At 61.3% G+C, this 14,919-nt stretch carries 15 protein-coding genes; 13 read left to right on the top strand and 2 right to left on the bottom strand.

What is annotated here, in order from left to right; genetic code table 11:
• The first annotated feature begins 78 nt into the window (after window positions 1–78).
• The 11 genes from MesoLj_RS33135 to MesoLj_RS33085 are packed head-to-tail and all read left to right on the top strand — an operon-like array spanning window position 79 to window position 9,828.
• Entirely contained in the window at window positions 79–492 is a 414-nt protein-coding gene (locus MesoLj_RS33135) for a hypothetical protein (RefSeq protein ID WP_006329210.1), read from the top strand.
• Window positions 489–1,457, top strand: a complete 969-nt coding sequence (gene trbB / locus MesoLj_RS33130; RefSeq protein WP_202295876.1) for a P-type conjugative transfer ATPase TrbB — start codon at window positions 489–491, stop codon at window positions 1,455–1,457. The genes MesoLj_RS33135 and trbB overlap by 4 nt, the downstream gene beginning before the upstream one ends.
• A gap of 11 nt (window positions 1,458–1,468) precedes the next feature.
• Window positions 1,469–1,777, top strand: a complete 309-nt coding sequence (locus tag MesoLj_RS33125; RefSeq protein ID WP_010914020.1) for a TrbC/VirB2 family protein — start codon at window positions 1,469–1,471, stop codon at window positions 1,775–1,777.
• Window positions 1,777–2,049 carry a VirB3 family type IV secretion system protein gene (locus MesoLj_RS33120; RefSeq protein WP_006329217.1) on the top strand — a complete coding sequence of 91 codons (273 nt, stop codon included), beginning with the start codon at window positions 1,777–1,779 and terminating at the stop codon, window positions 2,047–2,049. The genes MesoLj_RS33125 and MesoLj_RS33120 overlap by 1 nt, the downstream gene beginning before the upstream one ends.
• On the top strand, window positions 2,043–4,493 hold the full coding sequence (trbE, locus tag MesoLj_RS33115; protein ID WP_202323964.1) for a conjugal transfer protein TrbE: 2,451 nt from the start codon (window positions 2,043–2,045) through the stop codon (window positions 4,491–4,493). The genes MesoLj_RS33120 and trbE overlap by 7 nt, the downstream gene beginning before the upstream one ends.
• Window positions 4,490–5,215, top strand: coding sequence for a P-type conjugative transfer protein TrbJ (gene trbJ / locus MesoLj_RS33110; RefSeq protein ID WP_065004902.1), 726 nt, complete (start codon window positions 4,490–4,492; stop codon window positions 5,213–5,215). Before trbE ends, trbJ begins: the two co-directional genes overlap by 4 nt.
• Window positions 5,216–5,246: 31 nt before the next feature.
• On the top strand, window positions 5,247–6,569 hold the full coding sequence (gene trbL, locus MesoLj_RS33105; protein WP_027033454.1) for a P-type conjugative transfer protein TrbL: 1,323 nt from the start codon (window positions 5,247–5,249) through the stop codon (window positions 6,567–6,569).
• Window positions 6,570–7,295 (top strand): conjugal transfer protein TrbF, encoded by a 726-nt coding sequence (trbF, locus tag MesoLj_RS33100; protein ID WP_202295869.1) that lies wholly within the window; start codon window positions 6,570–6,572, stop codon window positions 7,293–7,295.
• Window positions 7,292–8,320, top strand: a complete 1,029-nt coding sequence (trbG, locus tag MesoLj_RS33095; protein ID WP_064987383.1) for a P-type conjugative transfer protein TrbG — start codon at window positions 7,292–7,294, stop codon at window positions 8,318–8,320. The genes trbF and trbG overlap by 4 nt, the downstream gene beginning before the upstream one ends.
• Before the next feature lie 11 nt (window positions 8,321–8,331).
• Window positions 8,332–9,546, top strand: a complete 1,215-nt coding sequence (locus MesoLj_RS33090; protein ID WP_202323963.1) for a TrbI/VirB10 family protein — start codon at window positions 8,332–8,334, stop codon at window positions 9,544–9,546.
• 12 nt (window positions 9,547–9,558) lie between these two features.
• Complete coding sequence (locus MesoLj_RS33085) at window positions 9,559–9,828, top strand: DUF2274 domain-containing protein (RefSeq protein WP_010914026.1); 270 nt, start codon at window positions 9,559–9,561, stop codon at window positions 9,826–9,828.
• A 537-nt stretch (window positions 9,829–10,365) separates the two neighbouring features.
• Here MesoLj_RS33085 and hemN read toward each other — a convergent pair.
• Entirely contained in the window at window positions 10,366–11,715 is a 1,350-nt protein-coding gene (hemN, locus tag MesoLj_RS33080; RefSeq protein WP_096453978.1) for an oxygen-independent coproporphyrinogen III oxidase, read from the bottom strand.
• 157 nt (window positions 11,716–11,872) lie between these two features.
• Between hemN and MesoLj_RS33075 the strand changes: the two genes are divergently transcribed.
• Entirely contained in the window at window positions 11,873–12,628 is a 756-nt protein-coding gene (locus MesoLj_RS33075; RefSeq protein WP_202295860.1) for a Crp/Fnr family transcriptional regulator, read from the top strand.
• 3 nt (window positions 12,629–12,631) lie between these two features.
• On the opposite strand, the gene MesoLj_RS33070 is transcribed toward MesoLj_RS33075, so the two are convergent.
• Window positions 12,632–13,171 carry a hemerythrin domain-containing protein gene (locus MesoLj_RS33070; protein ID WP_202323962.1) on the bottom strand — a complete coding sequence of 180 codons (540 nt, stop codon included), beginning with the start codon at window positions 13,169–13,171 and terminating at the stop codon, window positions 12,632–12,634.
• A gap of 129 nt (window positions 13,172–13,300) precedes the next feature.
• Here MesoLj_RS33070 and ccoN point away from each other — a divergent pair, with 129 nt between their 5' ends.
• Complete coding sequence (gene ccoN, locus MesoLj_RS33065) at window positions 13,301–14,911, top strand: cytochrome-c oxidase, cbb3-type subunit I (protein WP_202323961.1); 1,611 nt, start codon at window positions 13,301–13,303, stop codon at window positions 14,909–14,911.
• The last annotated feature ends 8 nt before the right edge of the window (window positions 14,912–14,919 follow it).

The following is a 14,919-nucleotide window of genomic DNA, read 5'->3' as shown; positions in this document are numbered from 1 at the left end:
GCCGTAAGCAATTTTGGGCATCTCGATAATGCTTGTTCCGCCGCCGGCCCGCCAGCGCCGGCCAGTTGGAACAAGCGCATGAAGCCCCACCGCATTCGTCACCAGTTTCTGCTCGAACCGGAATTGAGCGAGAAGCTGGACAACCTCAGCCGCGATCCCTCGACCACAAAATCCGCGGTCGTCGCGAAGGCCGTAGAAGCTTTCATCGAGCGGCGTGGCGAGAATGAACTCGATCGGCGCTATGGCATGAGGCTGGACCGTCTTTCCCGCGACCTCAGTCACGTCAGGCGCGATGTCGACATGACATTGGAAAGCTTGGCGCTCTTCATCCGCTTTTCGATCACGCTTCATGCCCACACGCCTGTTCCGGACAAGGCGACGCAGGCGATTGCTCAGGAGCGTTTCGACAAATTCGTCGAGCAGGTCGGTCGCCAGATCGCATCGGGGAAACGCTCGTTTGGCAAAGACAATGGCGGAGGAGGGGAAGGATGAGCGCTCATCCAGAGGCCGACCACCGACGCCGCGCCATGCTGCGCACCGCCATGGGTCCGACGATCACTGAGGCGCTGGCCGATCCATTGGTCATCGAGGTGATGGTCAATCCCGATGGTGCGCTGCGGCTCGACCGGCTGGGAGAAGGCCGAATCGATACGGCCGTGCATATGCATCCTTCCGAGGCGGAACGCATCATCCGCCTGGTCGCTTCCCACGTGCGTGCCGAGGCGCATGCGGACAATCCGATTGTCAGCGCCGAATTGCCATCGGGCGAACGCTTCGAGGGACTGCTGCCGCCTGTCGTGCTGGCGCCTTGCTTTGCCATCCGCAAACCAGCCGCAAAGCTCTACACGCTGGCCAACTATGTTGCGGATCGCATCATGTTGCCGCTGCAGGCCGATGCGTTGATAAAGGCAGTCCGAGAACGGCGCAACATCCTTGTCGCCGGAGGCACGTCGTCGGGTAAGACGACGCTTGCCAATGCGCTGCTGGCCGAAGTCGCCGAATGCGACGAGCGAGTGATCCTCATCGAGGACACCCGCGAACTGCAATGCGCAGCAAAGGACTGCGTTGCCCTGAGAACCAGGCGGGGCTCGGTCACACTCGCCGATCTCGTGCGCTCGACGCTCCGGCTCCGCCCCGACCGCATCATCGTCGGTGAAGTCAGGGGCGCGGAAGCGCTGGACATGCTCAAGGCATGGAACACCGGGCACCCCGGCGGCATCGCCACGGTTCATGCCAATTCGGCGCGCTCTGCCCTCTATCGCATCGAGCAGCTTGCACAGGAAGCTGTCGTCACCGTGCCGCGCCGCCTCATCGCCAATGCCATCGATCTCATCGTCTTCATCGCGGGGCGCGGCTCGTCGCGCCGCATCGATGCAATCGCTGAGGTCACAGGTCTCGACGGCAGCGGCGACTACGCCCTCACCCCACTCACGCCTCCGCAACTCCAGCAACTCTGAAAGGCCCCCTTATGCGCAAGAAGCTCCGCTTTCTTTCGTTTGCCGCGCTCGCGTTTCTTCTCACAGTTCCGGCGCACGCTGCCGGCTCCGGCATGCCTTGGGAACAGCCGCTGCAGCAGATCCTGGAATCGGTGCAGGGACCGGTCGCCAAAATCGTCGCGGTGATCATCATCATCACCACCGGCTTGACCCTTGCCTTCGGCGATACTGCAGGCGGTTTCCGCCGGCTGATTCAGATCGTCTTCGGCCTGTCGATCGCCTTCGCCGCATCGAGCTTCTTCCTCTCGTTCTTCTCCTTCGGCGGCGGGGCGCTCGTCTGATGGCCGCCGGAGTGCAACATATCGAGGGCTTCGAGGTTCCCGTTCACCGGGCCTTGACTGAACCGATCCTGCTGGGCGGCGCGCCGCGGGCGGTGGCGATCCTCAACGGCACGGTGGCTGCGGCCATCGGACTAGGCTTGCAGCAATGGATTGCCGGGCTAGTGCTCTGGCTTGGCGGCCACACGCTCGCGGTCTTTGCCGCAAGGCGCGATCCCGACTTTGCCAGCGTGCTTGTCCGTCACCTTCGCCTGAGGGGATGGCTCGCATGCTGAACCTTTCGGAATATCGCGGCAAGGCCGACCGGCTTGCCGACCATCTGCCCTGGGCAGCACTGGTGGCGCCCGGCATCGTGCTCAACAAGGACGGCAGCGTTCAGCGGACTCTTCGGTTTCGCGGGCCCGATCTGGAAAGCTCGACCGAAGCCGAACTCATCGGCATCTGCGCCCGGGCCAACAATGCGCTTAGACGCTTTGGCTCCGGCTGGACATTGTTTTTCGAGGCCGAGCGCATCGAAGCGCTGGGCTATCCGTCCTCGCGTTTCCCGGACGCGGCGTCATGGCTGGTTGATGAAGAACGGCGTGCTGCCTTCGAAGGCAAGGTCGCGCATTTCGAGAGCCGCTATCACCTGACCTTGTTGTCCATGCCGCCACCGGACGCCCAGGCGCGGGCGGAAAGCGCGCTCGTCGACTCGCATCATTCAGAAGGCGAAAGAGACTGGCGCCAGGAGATGGCGCGGTTCCGTGACGAGACCGACCGTGTGCTGGATCTTCTGTCGGGCTTCATGCCCGAAGTGCGTCCGCTCGATGACGCCGAGACGCTGACATACCTGCACGACACGATCTCGACCCGCCGCCATCCGGTCGCCGTGCCGGAAATGCCAATGTATCTGGACGGCATCCTGGTCGATGTGCCGCTTACCGGCGGCTTGGAGCCGATGCTGGGTGTGCAACATCTTCGCACACTTACCATCCTCGGCTTTCCGAACCTCACCCGGCCCGGAATCCTCGATGCCCTCAATCATCAGGATTTCGCCTATCGCTGGATGACGCGCTTCATTCCGCTCGACAAGACCGAGGCCACCAAGACGCTGACCCGCTTGCGCCGGCAGTGGTTTGCCAAGCGCAAATCGATCGTCGCAATCCTGCGCGAGGTTGTAAGCAACGAACCCGTTCCGCTCGTCGACAGCGACGCCGACAATAAGGCGCTCGACGCCGATGAAGCACTTCAGGCGTTGGGCGGCGATCATGTCGGCTTCGGGTATCTCACTGCAACGGTGACGGTATGGGACGAGGATCGCCAAGCCGCCGCTGAGAAACTTCGCGCGGTCGAGCGCATCATCAATGGGCTCGGGTTCACCACCATCCGCGAAAGCGTCAATGCGGTCGAAGCCTGGCTCGGCTCGCTGCCGGGTCATGTCTATGCCAACGTTCGTCAGCCGCTCGTTCACACGCTGAACCTTGCCCATCTCATGCCGCTTTCCTCGGTGTGGGCCGGTCCTGCGGCGAACGAGCATCTGGCTGAAGTCACTGGACGAGAGGCCCCGCCGCTCCTCATCGCCGAAACCAGCGGGTCGACTCCGTTCCGGCTTTCTTCCCATGTCGAAGATGTCGGCCACATGCTGATCGTTGGACCGACCGGCGCCGGAAAATCGGTGCTGCTTGCCCTGATCGCCCTGCAGTTTCGTCGCTATGCCGGCGCGCAGGTCTATGTCTTCGACAAAGGCAATTCGGCGCGCGCGGCAACGCTCGCCATGGGTGGAGAGCATCATGTCTTGGGTTCGGACGGTGCGCTTGCCTTCCAGCCACTGCGCAATATCGGTGATCAGGGTAGGCGCAGCTGGGCAGCTGAATGGATCGCCGGCCTGATTGCCCATGAGAACGTCACCCTCACGCCGGAGGTGAAGGAGGCGATCTGGTCGGCGCTCAACAGCCTCGCCACCGCGCCGGCGCAGGAGCGCACGCTGACCGGTCTGTCGGTCCTGCTTCAGTCCAATGCACTGAAGTCCGCCTTAATGCCCTACACGCTCGACGGTCCCTTCGGCCAATTGCTCGATGCCGATGACGATCGGCTGGCCTTGTCGGATGTGCAGTGCTTCGAGACCGAGGAGCTGATGCATAGCCAAAGCGCTGTGCTGCCTGTGCTCACCTATCTCTTCCATCGCCTTGAGGAGCGGTTCGACGGGCGACCGACGCTGCTCATGCTCGATGAGGCCTGGGTCTATCTCGACAATCCGCTTTTTGCTGCCCGCATCCGCCAATGGCTGAAGGTGCTGCGAAAGAAGAACGTATCGGTGATCTTCGCCACGCAGTCGCTTGCCGACATCGCCGGCTCTGCAATAGCGCCGGCGATCATCGAGAGCTGCCCACAGCGCATTTTTCTCCCCAATGATCGTGCCGTGGAACCGCAGGCACGGACTGCCTATGAGCGCTTCGGTCTCAACAACCGGCAGATCGAACTGATCGCCCGGGCCACGCCGAAGCGGCACTACTATTTGCAGTCGCGCTGCGGCAACCGTCTCTTCGAGCTCGGGCTCGGCCCCATCGCGCTTGCACTTTGCGGCGCCTCGGGTCCAGCCGCGCAAAGCCTGATCGACAGGGTCCTGTCCGAGCACGGGCAGGACAGCTTTGTCTTTCGCTTCCTCGGCGCCCGCGGCCTCGATTGGGCGGCCGAGCTTCTCCAGCAATTCCCTCAACCAACCAAGGAGCAATCGTCATGATGCGGCGCCGCTTTCTCTCGGGCCTGATCACCCTTTCGTTGATCGCCAAGCCGATGGCCGACTACGTGCAGCCGGCCTACGCGCTCATCGTGTTCGATCCGTCGAACTACGCTCAGAACGTGCTCACGGCGGCGCGCTCGCTGGAGCAGATCAACAACCAGATCCAGTCGCTCCAGAACCAGGCGACCGTGCTGCAGAACATGGCACGCAATCTTCAGAGTCTGGATTTTTCTTCCGTGGGTCAGCTTACCGGCTCGCTCCAACGGATCGACGGTCTGATGGACCAGGCAAGTGGCCTGAGCTTTGATCTCAACAAGCTTCAGGACCAGTGGCGTAATCAATATCCGGAAAGCTACGACGCCACGATCAAGGTCAGCGATGTAGCGAGCGCCGCACGTGACCGCTGGCAAAGCGCAATGCAGGCATTCCGTCAGACCATGGGTGTTCAGTCGCAGATCGTCGAGAATGTTCGCGGTGATGGCGACCTGCTTGCCGATCTCGTCAACCGCAGCCAAGGCGCGGCCGGTGCGCTTCAGGCAAGTCAGGCCACTAACCAGCTCCTTGCGCTTTCGACCAAGCAGCAGATGCAGATCCAGACGCTGCTCGCAACGCAGTTCCGCGCTGAGGCCGAGGATGCGGCGCGCAAGGCGCAGTCCGAGGAGGCCGCGCGCGAGACGACAAAGCGCTTCCTCGGCACAGGCACGGCCTATCCCGGCAACTGATCACCAATCTCTTGACGACGAGGAAGGCGGCATGAACGACCTTGGGGTCATTGATCGCTTCATGGAGACCTTCATCCGCTACATCGATAGCGGGTTCGGTCTGCTCTCGGGCGATGTCGCCTTCCTTACCACGACCCTGATCGGCATCGACGTCACACTTGCCGGCCTCGCCTGGGCATTCGGCGGCGAACCCAACATATTCGGCCGGCTCATCCGCAAAGTGCTCTATGTCGGCGTCTTTGCCTTCATCTTGAATAACTTCAAGAACCTCGCCGACATCATCTATCGGTCCTTCGCTGGCCTCGGCATCAATGCGTCCTCAGGCAATCTCTCCGCCGACAATCTCCTGCATCCGGGCCGCATTGCCGCAACCGGTTTCGAGGGCGCCTGGCCGCTTCTCGATCAGGCAAGCCAGCTTCTCGGCTTCCCAGAAATCTTCGGCAACGCGCTCACCATCTTCGTGCTGCTCGTGGCCTGGTTCCTGGTCATCATCGCCTTCTTCATCCTCTCCATCCAACTCTTCATCACCATCCTCGAATTCAAACTCACCACTCTGGCCGGATTCATTCTTGTGCCCTTCGCGCTTTGGAACCGGTCAGCGTTTCTCGCCGAGCGCGTGCTCGGCAATGTCATCTCGTCGGGCATCAAGGTAATGGTGTTGGCCGTCATCATCGGCATCGGCTCCACGCTCTTTGGCGAGTTCGCTTCCGCGCTGCAAGGCAAGGAGCCGGATCTGGCCGCCGCCATGTCACAGGTCCTGGGCGCCTTGGCGCTCCTTGGTCTCGGCATTTTCGGACCTGGGATAGCCTCCGGTCTTGTCTCGGGCGCGCCGCAGCTTGGCGCGGGCGCCGCACTTGGAACCACGGCAGCCGCAGCCGGTGCATCGCTCGTTGCCGCAGGCGCAGCATTTGCCGGCGCGCGCACGGCAACCGGCAGCGGTCTCACCGCACTCCGTGCCGGCACGACCATGGGGTCAGCGGCTTCTACGGCCTGGCAGATCGGGCGCGCAACATCGCCCGAGTCCGGCCTGTCCGGTGTAGCTGCTGGAATGCATGGTGTGACCAGCGCCGCCGGCGGCGCCGCAATGCGGGCGGCACGATCTGCCGCAGGAGGCTTCGGGCGCAGCGTTGATGCCGGGCGCGAAGCTGCCTGGACCGCGACCGGTGGTGCGCCGACCGCATCCATGACCGGAAGCCCTACTGGTCCGGTCGCTGATGCCGCGCCCGGCTGGGCCAGGCGCCTGCGTTCCGAACAGACAGCCCGTGCCCACCGTCACACCGCCATGCAGGCCGTCCGTGAAGGCGACAGGCCGGGAGGCAGCGCCAATCCCTCTCTCAACGACAAGGACGACTAAATGCTATTCAAGCGACCCATTCAACGTTACGGCAAGACGCCCGAGCCGGTCACGCCGTATCAGAAGGCCGCGCAGCTCTGGGACGAGCGCATAGGCTCATCTCGAGTGCAGGCCCGCAACTGGCGGTTCATGGCTCTTGGCTGTCTGACCTTGGCGGCCGGACTTTCCGGCGGACTCGTGTGGCAGTCGATGCAGAGCCGCGTCGTGCCTTACGTCGTCGAGGTCGACGGCTTCGGCGAGGCACGCGCCGTTGCGCCGGCAATCCGGGGCTACGAGCCCTCCGATGCCCAGATCGCGTGGCATCTCGGCCGCTTCATTCAGAATGTCCGTTCCGTTTCCACCGATCCGGTGCTGGTGCGGCAGAACTGGCTTTCGGCCTATGACTTCGCCACCGACCGCGCGGCGCTCTTTCTCAACGAGTACGCCAAGGCGAACGATCCTTTCGGCCAGATCGGCACACGCAGCGTGTCGGTGCAAGTGACCAGCGTGGTCAGGGCTTCCGACAGCTCGTTCCAGGTCAAATGGGCCGAGCAGGTTTTTGAGCGCGGCAGCCTTGCCAGCACGACGCGCTGGACCGCGATCCTCACCATCGTGATCCGCCCGCCAAGTAATACTGACCAACTGCGCAACAACCCGCTCGGCGTCTTCATCAATGCGATCGACTGGTCGCGCGAGCTCGACAGTGCTGCGCCGACGTCCGTTTCCCCAAAAGGAGTCCACCAATGAAGAATAGAATGTCGTCGGTCCGTGCCGTGCTGATCCTGTCGGCCTCTACAGCAGTCCTCTCCGCCTGCGCGTCGAAGCCGGTACCGCCGCCTGAGATTTCCTATGATGCTGCCGATTTCAAACCAGCCGCAATCGAGAAGCCGCCGGAGAAGCCGGTCAAGATAGTCGAAGTGCCAAAGCCGCTGCCGTTGCCAGGTCAGCTACAGCCCGATCCGGGCAGGGTGGCCGATGACAAGCGCTCTCCTGAAGAACGGGTCTCCGATGCCAATAAAGCAGCGACGCAGCAACCCACCAGGTATGGGTACGTGAATGCGGTTCAGGTCTATCCATTCGCCGATGGCGCACTCTATCAGCTCTATGCCGCGCCGGAGCGCGTTACCGATATCGCACTCCAGCCGGGCGAGAAGCTAACAGCCGTGTCGGCCGGCGACACGGTGCGTTGGGTGATCGGCGATACCGTCAGCGGCACCGGTGACAATCAGCGCACCCATGTGCTGGTAAAACCCTTCGCGCCGGGACTTAACACAAATCTGGTGATCACCACGGAACGACGCACCTACCATTTGCAGCTTCAAAGCACCGAGAAGACCTCAATGGCGGCGATCTCCTGGACCTATAGCGAGGACCAGATCATCGCGCTACGCCAGCGCAACGCCCAAGCCGAGGCTGCCACGCCGGTGGCGTCGAATGTGGCGCTCGAGAATATCCGCTTTCGGTATTCAATCACCGGCGACACACCACCCTGGAGGCCGACGCGCGCTTTCGACGATGGCAGCAAGGTCTATATCGAATTCCCCCGTCGCATTGATCAGGGTGAAGCGCCTCCTCTCTTCATCGTCGGTGCCGATGGGGACAGCCAGCTCGTCAATTATCGCATGCGCGGCAACTACTACATCGTCGATCGCCTCTTTGGCGCTGCAGAACTGCGTCTAGGCAGCAAGCAGCAGCAGGTGGTGCGCATCACCAGGACTGACGGCCGGCAACCGCCGCGGCGGATTCCGCTCTTTGCGCGGCCCAGCAGGTGAGGGGAGCGCTCATGACCGATACTTCCCGATCCGATGCGCCGCCGAAACTCGATCCCGAGCAGCTGCAATTGCGAGCCTCGCCCCGCCGCGCTGTCCGATTCAGGCGCGGTGTGATCATCGCCATCGCTGCAGTCGGATCCGGTGCCATTCTGGGCGTCACGATGATGGCGCTTCAAGGACCGGCATGGCGTATCAAGCACCAGGCAGAGGACCGCTATAACACCGAGCGCAAGCCACCCGCCGAGGGACTAGAAGCGCTTCCCAAGGACTATTCCGGGATCATGCCGAAGGCCCCTGTGCTCGGACCGCCACTGCCCGGCGACCTCGGTCGCCCCATCCTTGAACGCCAACGTCAGCTCGGCATCGCGCCAGGGCAGGATATCTCCGCCGAGGAGCAGCGCCTTGCCCAGCAAGCAATTGAGGCGCGCGAGTCGCAAGTCTTGTTCCGGATCGACAATCGACCCAGACAGACAGATGTCGCCGGCGGCGGGCCGAGTGCGCAGCAGCCGTCTGAGGCGCTTCCGCAATCCGGAGCGAGGCGCACGTCAGCTTCCGTTGCCCCAGCCGAGGGTGACCAGAACAACCAACAGCGCAAGCTCGATTTGGTCAGTCAGCGAAACACAAGCGGGATCTACAATCCGCATGCGCTGCAGACGCCGGCCTCGCCCTACCAACTGATGGCCGGCAGCGTGATCGCGGCCAGTCTCGTCACCGGCATAAATTCCGACTTGCCTGGCCTTGTCGTCGCGCAGGTCACCGAGAATGTGCACGACACAGTCACCGGCAGCATTGTGCTCATTCCGCAAGGCTCACGCCTCATCGGCACTTATGACAGCGTCGTGGCTTTTGGGCAGAGGCGCGCATTGCTGGTCTGGCAGCGAATAATCCTGCCCGACGGTTCCTCGATCGAAATCGACAATCTGCCAGCGACGGATACTGCCGGCTATGCTGGGCTTGAAGACAAGGTCGATTTTCACACCTGGCAGCTGATCAAGGGAGTTGCTCTAGCGACGCTACTGGGCGTTGGTACCGAGTTGAGCTTTGGGGAAAACGAAAGCGACCTAGTTAAGGCGATCCGGGAATCCACTCAGCAAAACATCAGTCAAGCCGGCCAGCGCATCACCGAAAAGAACCTGAATATTCAACCCACCATTATCGTCCGCCCCGGTTGGCCCCTACGCGTGATTGTACACAAGGATCTTGTGCTGCGCCCATACCCGACTTGAACAGGAGTAATCATGGCAGATCTGAAACTTGGAAAGCTTCCGGACCGGACACCTTCGAAGATGACCATCACCGTTAGCGCGGACCTGAACCAAGCACTCAAGGACTATGCGGCGCTTTACCGCCAGACCTATGGCGAGTCTGAAACGGTAGCGGAACTCATACCTTTCATGCTGGCAGGGTTTCTGGAAGGTGACAGAGCGTTTGCCAAGGCCAGAAAGGAAAGCTTGCCCGCCGGCATGTCAGAGAAATCGCGACGCGTGTCAGGTTCAGATTCCGAGTAATCGAAGCATAAAGTTGGTCAATTGGCGCAGCCGCCCGGGTGCCTAATTTCCCGGCGGTCGCGGCCTACCGATCCGTCATGTAAGGCCTATGCGCGAACTTCGAGCAGCTGGAGGTCAAGTAAGTGCCTGGGCGGCCCGGAAACCGCGAACAGGCGCAGGGCGTGCTAGCCGCACTGATGCATGGTTTCAGACCCGTGGGAACGCCGTGCGGTTGTTACTCAGAATGAGCTCATCTCAAAGGGGCATTCAAGAGCCGCAGCGCTGAGTAGCGGAAGCCGCAATGGGGTGCGTCGCTGACATTCAGTGAAAGACTGGGCCGAACAATCCAACCTGCTTGGGCGGATACGAAGTGGAGCCCTGCTTGCAGGGTTCCGGCGGGTCCCAGCCCTCTGCCATGCGACCCCCTTTGGGAAATACCCGCGTCGTCACAGCATCGTAAAGTGGCGTCATATGCACTATCGAATTGTTAGCTGCTGGTTTCGGCGATTTTGAGGAGGTTCGCGATCGACTGAAGACGGTGACGTTCGTCTGTGGCACTCAGACTGCCACTGAGTGCCTGGCCGTTCCACTTTCGAAATATTTGTCGAACTTCGCTGCAATGCTCCTTACAAAGGGACGACTTTCCGCCGATACGACGTAACTGTCACCTTGGAGTTCAAGCGGTCGAGCAGGGTCGCCAATGGCGATGGAGCTTGCTTGGAAAAGAAGCTTTTGTCCGGCTTCCCCGAAGCGTTCCACCAGATCGGCTGCTGAAAAGCCGAAATCGCACATCAAGCGCTCGATGATCCAGCCGCGAACACGGTCATCTTCGGAAAACGCGATGCCGCGGACCGTGGCCAGATGTCCCCCCTCGACCATGCGTCCATATTCGGCTGTCGACGGCATGTTCTGCGAATAGCCCTGTCGAAACCGGCTGATCGATGACGGCCCGAGCCCGATCAGTGTTTCGCAGCGATCCTCGGTGTAGCCCTGGAAATTGCGGCGGATTGTTCCCGCGCGAGCCGAGACTGCAAGCGCATCATCCGGCCTGGCGAAATGGTCTATTCCAATCGCCTCGTATCCGGCGCCCATGATCAGACGGGCGGCAATTTGCCACTGAGCGAACCGTTCGGCCGGACCCGGCAACCATGCCTCGTCGATCATAGTCTGATGCTTCTTGAACCAGGGCACATGCGCGTAGCCGAACAGCGCCATCCGGTCCGGCTCCAGAGTCAGCGCCTGCGCCACGGTGGAACAGACGCTCTCCCTGGTCTGATGCGGCAGGCCGTAAAGCAAATCGAGGTTCACGGACCCTACGCCGCGAGAGCGAATGCCGTCTACAACCGCCTTGGTCTGCAAAAAGCTCTGCTCGCGATTGATCGCCTTCTGCACCTTCGGATCGAAATCCTGAACGCCGAGGCTCGCCCGCGCCATGCCGATCTCGGCAAGTGTATCAAGGCGGGCTTCGTCCATGTCGTTGGGTTCGATTTCGACGCTGATCTTCGCATCGGCAAGAAAATCGAAGCTATCCCGCAGGACAGTTCCCAAGGCTATCATATCCTCGGGCTTCAGCATGGTCGGCGAGCCGCCGCCGAAATGCACGGCGCGGACATGGGCCTTGCCGCCGACAAGACCGGCGACAGTCGCGATCTCCGCGTGAAGCGAGCGGAGATACGAAGCCACCGGCTCGTAGCGGCGGGTCTGCTTTGTATGGCACGCACAGAACCAGCACAGCCGGTCGCAATAAGGGATGTGCAGGTAGAGCGAGACCTCGTCACCGCTTTCGAGCGCCTTCAACCAGCTTCGATAGACATCAGCGTCGACGCCAGGATGGAAATGCGGCGCGGTCGGGTAACTGGTATAACGCGGGACGTTCTCGCCAAGCCTGGCAGCTAATTCCGGTCTCATTTGGTGGTCCGCCGTTTTTGCCTCGCCGGAAGTCTGGACGCGTCGAAGAGCCAATGCCCTGATTTCGGTCAGCCTCCAGCACGGACAAACTGCCGCAAGGATTTCTCTGCCATCGCTTGCTATCCTGTCGAAACTTGGGATCGGTAGCGCGAGCGTAATGACAGTACGGCAAGACATTCACAGTTCCGGCATTCCCGTTCTTTGCCTGTCTTGCGCAGCACGACTTCGCGGCGTCTGCGCTGCGCTCGATCCAAACCATTTGGTTGGGCTCGCCAAAACTTCGTCGCGGCACAAGCTCGAGCCGGGGGTCGAACTGATCGCCGACGCCGAGGCCGTCGACAGCTATTCAAACTTGCTTTCAGGCGTTGTGAAGCTGACGAAGTGCCTTTCGGACGGCCGCCAGCAGATTGTCGGTCTTCGGTTCGCACCGGATTTTCTGGGACGGCCCTTCAAGGTGAAAAGCACGATCAATGTGGAAGCGGCAACCTCCGTCTCGCTGTGCTCGTTTCCGAAGGCGGCCGTTGAACGGATAATGAAGGAATCACCGGGACTCGAGCATCGCCTGCTCAAGCAGACGCTGGACGAACTCGACGAGGCACTTGAATGGATGGTGACTCTCGGGCGCAAGACCGCACCGGAGAAGGTGGCGAGCTTTCTCCTCATGATCGCCCGGAATATGGATTCCAGTATCGACCCGGCGGCTGGGTCGGCATGCTTCGATCTGCCGCTGACACGTGCCGACATCTCTGATTTCCTTGGACTGACGAACGAGACCGTGAGCCGCCAGCTTACGCGATTGCGGGCTGACGGCGTGATCCGGATCGAGAGCAAACGCCATGTAACGGTCGACAGCATGAGCCGGCTGGAGCAGCGCTGCGGCGGCCGAGGCGCGCGGCAACCGGCCTTTGAATGAGACCTAAGCGTCGGGGCCTTCGTCGCTTATTACGATCCGCGGCAGGACATGCTCGCGTTCGAAAGCGATGTGTCGCCGCAAGCCTTCGAAGAAGCCGCGTAGCATGAATCCGACAGCTTCCGCGCTCTCTATCGGATCACCATGACCGATCGCTAGGAGCGTTTCGGCCACCTCGCCAGCGAAGCATTGATCCTCAAGGTGCTCGATGCGCAACCGGCTGGTAGAGGCAAGTTTGGTCTCGGCCGGGGTCAAGTGCGCCTCATACGCAGGGAAAATCACCCTCTCCTCAAACCCATGAATGTCACGGAGCAGCGGAACGATCTTCTTGGCCGTTCCAAGACATTTGAGGCGGTCGACGTTCGGCAGTGCATCGGCAATGCTTTCCAGCGAGAAGCAGAGCTCCAGCTTTTCCCGATGGGCAAGCTTCATGACCTCGCCCGGAATCGCCTCTGTGCCGGCCTGGCGCGAGAAAGCCGCACTTGTCCATGAGCGGGTTGGCCCGTGCTGCGTTTCCTTGTTCAAATCGCCACCTTCTGATTGCACCGAACTCGATGCTGCCCGAAGCAAAATCGTGCGGCTCTGACATGGATCAGGGCGAGCAGGCGGCAACTACGGAATTAATGCACCGCGGATTTGGCGTCCGCGCATTGGAATCCTGGTCGGGGACATGTCATGAAATTCGGCACGGAGATCGTCGTCCTAAGCCTGTTTGCTTTTGCGGCCCTGGTGGCTGCCGGCTTCGGCGTAGAAGGACCTTTTCGCCAGCATATGGGGGTTTTGTTCGTCGCCGTGGCTGGCTTTACCGCGATCCTGCTGCGCAACACAGATTTCAAGCCGGCGGCTCCGGTCGACACCTCCGCCTACATGGATGGCCCAATCCGCTACGGAGCCATTGCAACGGTATTCTGGGGCGTCGTCGGCATGCTCGTCGGTGTGATCATTGCCCTGCAGCTGGCATACCCTCACCTCAACATCCAACCCTGGTTCAATTTCGGCCGGCTGCGGCCGCTGCACACATCCGGCGTCGTCTTTGCTTTCGGCGGCAACGCTTTGCTTTGCACGTCTCTCTATGTCGTGCAGCGCACGTGCCGCGCCCGGCTGTTTGGCGGCAAACTGGCCTGGTTTGTGTTCTGGGGTTACCAGCTGTTCATCGTCATGGCCGCGACCGGCTACCTGCTCGGCATCACCGAAGCCCGCGAATACGCCGAACCCGAATGGTATGTGGACATCTGGCTTACCATCGTCTGGGTCGCCTATCTCATCCTGTTCCTCGGCACGATCCTGAAGCGCAAGGAGCCGCATATCTACGTCGCCAACTGGTTCTACCTGTCCTTCATCGTGACCATCGCGATGCTGCATGTGATCAACAACCTGTCGATGCCGGCCTCCTTCCTCGGCTCGAAGAGCTACTCCGCCTTCTCCGGCGTCCAGGACGCCTTGACGCAATGGTGGTATGGCCACAACGCCGTCGGTTTCTTCCTCACCGCCGGGTTCCTCGGCATGATGTATTATTTCGTGCCCAAGCAGGCGAACCGGCCGGTCTATTCCTACCGGCTGTCGATCGTCCACTTCTGGGCGATCATCTTTCTCTACATCTGGGCCGGCCCGCACCACCTGCATTACACCGCCTTACCCGACTGGGCGCAGACGCTCGGCATGGCGTTCTCGATCATGCTGTGGATGCCGTCATGGGGCGGTATGATCAATGGCCTGATGACGCTGTCTGGCGCCTGGGACAAGCTGCGCACCGATCCGATCATCCGCATGATGGTGATGGCAGTCGCCTTCTACGGCATGTCGACCTTCGAAGGTCCGATTATGTCGATCAAGACGGTCAATTCGCTGTCGCACTACACGGACTGGACCATCGGCCATGTCCATTCCGGCGCGCTCGGCTGGGTTGGCATGATCTCGTTCGGCGCAATCTACTACATGGTGCCGAAACTGTGGAATCGTGAACGTCTCTATTCGCTGCGGCTCGTCACCTGGCACTTCTGGCTGGCGACGCTCGGAATCGTCGTCTACGCCGCGGTGATGTGGGTGTCCGGCGTCATGCAGGGCCTGATGTGGCGCGAATACAACGAGCAGGGTTTCCTCGTCTACTCCTTCGCCGAAACCGTCGCCGCCATGCATCCCTTCTACGTCATGCGCGCCATCGGCGGTGCGATGTACCTCACCGGCGCCCTGCTCATGGCCTGGAACGTGACCATGACCATTCTTGGCCACGAGCGCGAAGAGCAACCAATGCCAGGTTCCGAGCCCGCCCTCCGGCCTGCCGAATAGGGAGCCAG

Origin of the sequence: Mesorhizobium sp. 113-3-9 (genome assembly GCF_016756515.1) — a bacterium.
In the GTDB taxonomy this organism is placed as follows: domain Bacteria; phylum Pseudomonadota; class Alphaproteobacteria; order Rhizobiales; family Rhizobiaceae; genus Mesorhizobium.
This window is presented reverse-complemented; position numbering and strand designations above follow the sequence as displayed.

What these genes read in the sequence shown, in the direction of transcription:
- trbE (WP_202323964.1), top strand. Translation starts at nt 2,043, where the DNA reads ATGCTGAACCTTTCGGAATATCGCGGCAAGGCCGACCGGCTTGCCGAC.
- MesoLj_RS33090 (WP_202323963.1), top strand. Translation starts at nt 8,332, where the DNA reads ATGACCGATACTTCCCGATCCGATGCGCCGCCGAAACTCGATCCCGAG.
- hemN (WP_096453978.1), bottom strand. Translation starts at nt 11,715, where the DNA reads ATGAGACCGGAATTAGCTGCCAGGCTTGGCGAGAACGTCCCGCGTTAT.
- ccoN (WP_202323961.1), top strand. Translation starts at nt 13,301, where the DNA reads ATGAAATTCGGCACGGAGATCGTCGTCCTAAGCCTGTTTGCTTTTGCG.
- MesoLj_RS33135 (WP_006329210.1), top strand. Translation starts at nt 79, where the DNA reads ATGAAGCCCCACCGCATTCGTCACCAGTTTCTGCTCGAACCGGAATTG.
- MesoLj_RS33120 (WP_006329217.1), top strand. Translation starts at nt 1,777, where the DNA reads ATGGCCGCCGGAGTGCAACATATCGAGGGCTTCGAGGTTCCCGTTCAC.
- MesoLj_RS33085 (WP_010914026.1), top strand. Translation starts at nt 9,559, where the DNA reads ATGGCAGATCTGAAACTTGGAAAGCTTCCGGACCGGACACCTTCGAAG.
- trbB (WP_202295876.1), top strand. Translation starts at nt 489, where the DNA reads ATGAGCGCTCATCCAGAGGCCGACCACCGACGCCGCGCCATGCTGCGC.
- MesoLj_RS33075 (WP_202295860.1), top strand. Translation starts at nt 11,873, where the DNA reads ATGACAGTACGGCAAGACATTCACAGTTCCGGCATTCCCGTTCTTTGC.
- MesoLj_RS33125 (WP_010914020.1), top strand. Translation starts at nt 1,469, where the DNA reads ATGCGCAAGAAGCTCCGCTTTCTTTCGTTTGCCGCGCTCGCGTTTCTT.
- trbJ (WP_065004902.1), top strand. Translation starts at nt 4,490, where the DNA reads ATGATGCGGCGCCGCTTTCTCTCGGGCCTGATCACCCTTTCGTTGATC.
- trbF (WP_202295869.1), top strand. Translation starts at nt 6,570, where the DNA reads ATGCTATTCAAGCGACCCATTCAACGTTACGGCAAGACGCCCGAGCCG.
- trbL (WP_027033454.1), top strand. Translation starts at nt 5,247, where the DNA reads ATGAACGACCTTGGGGTCATTGATCGCTTCATGGAGACCTTCATCCGC.
- trbG (WP_064987383.1), top strand. Translation starts at nt 7,292, where the DNA reads ATGAAGAATAGAATGTCGTCGGTCCGTGCCGTGCTGATCCTGTCGGCC.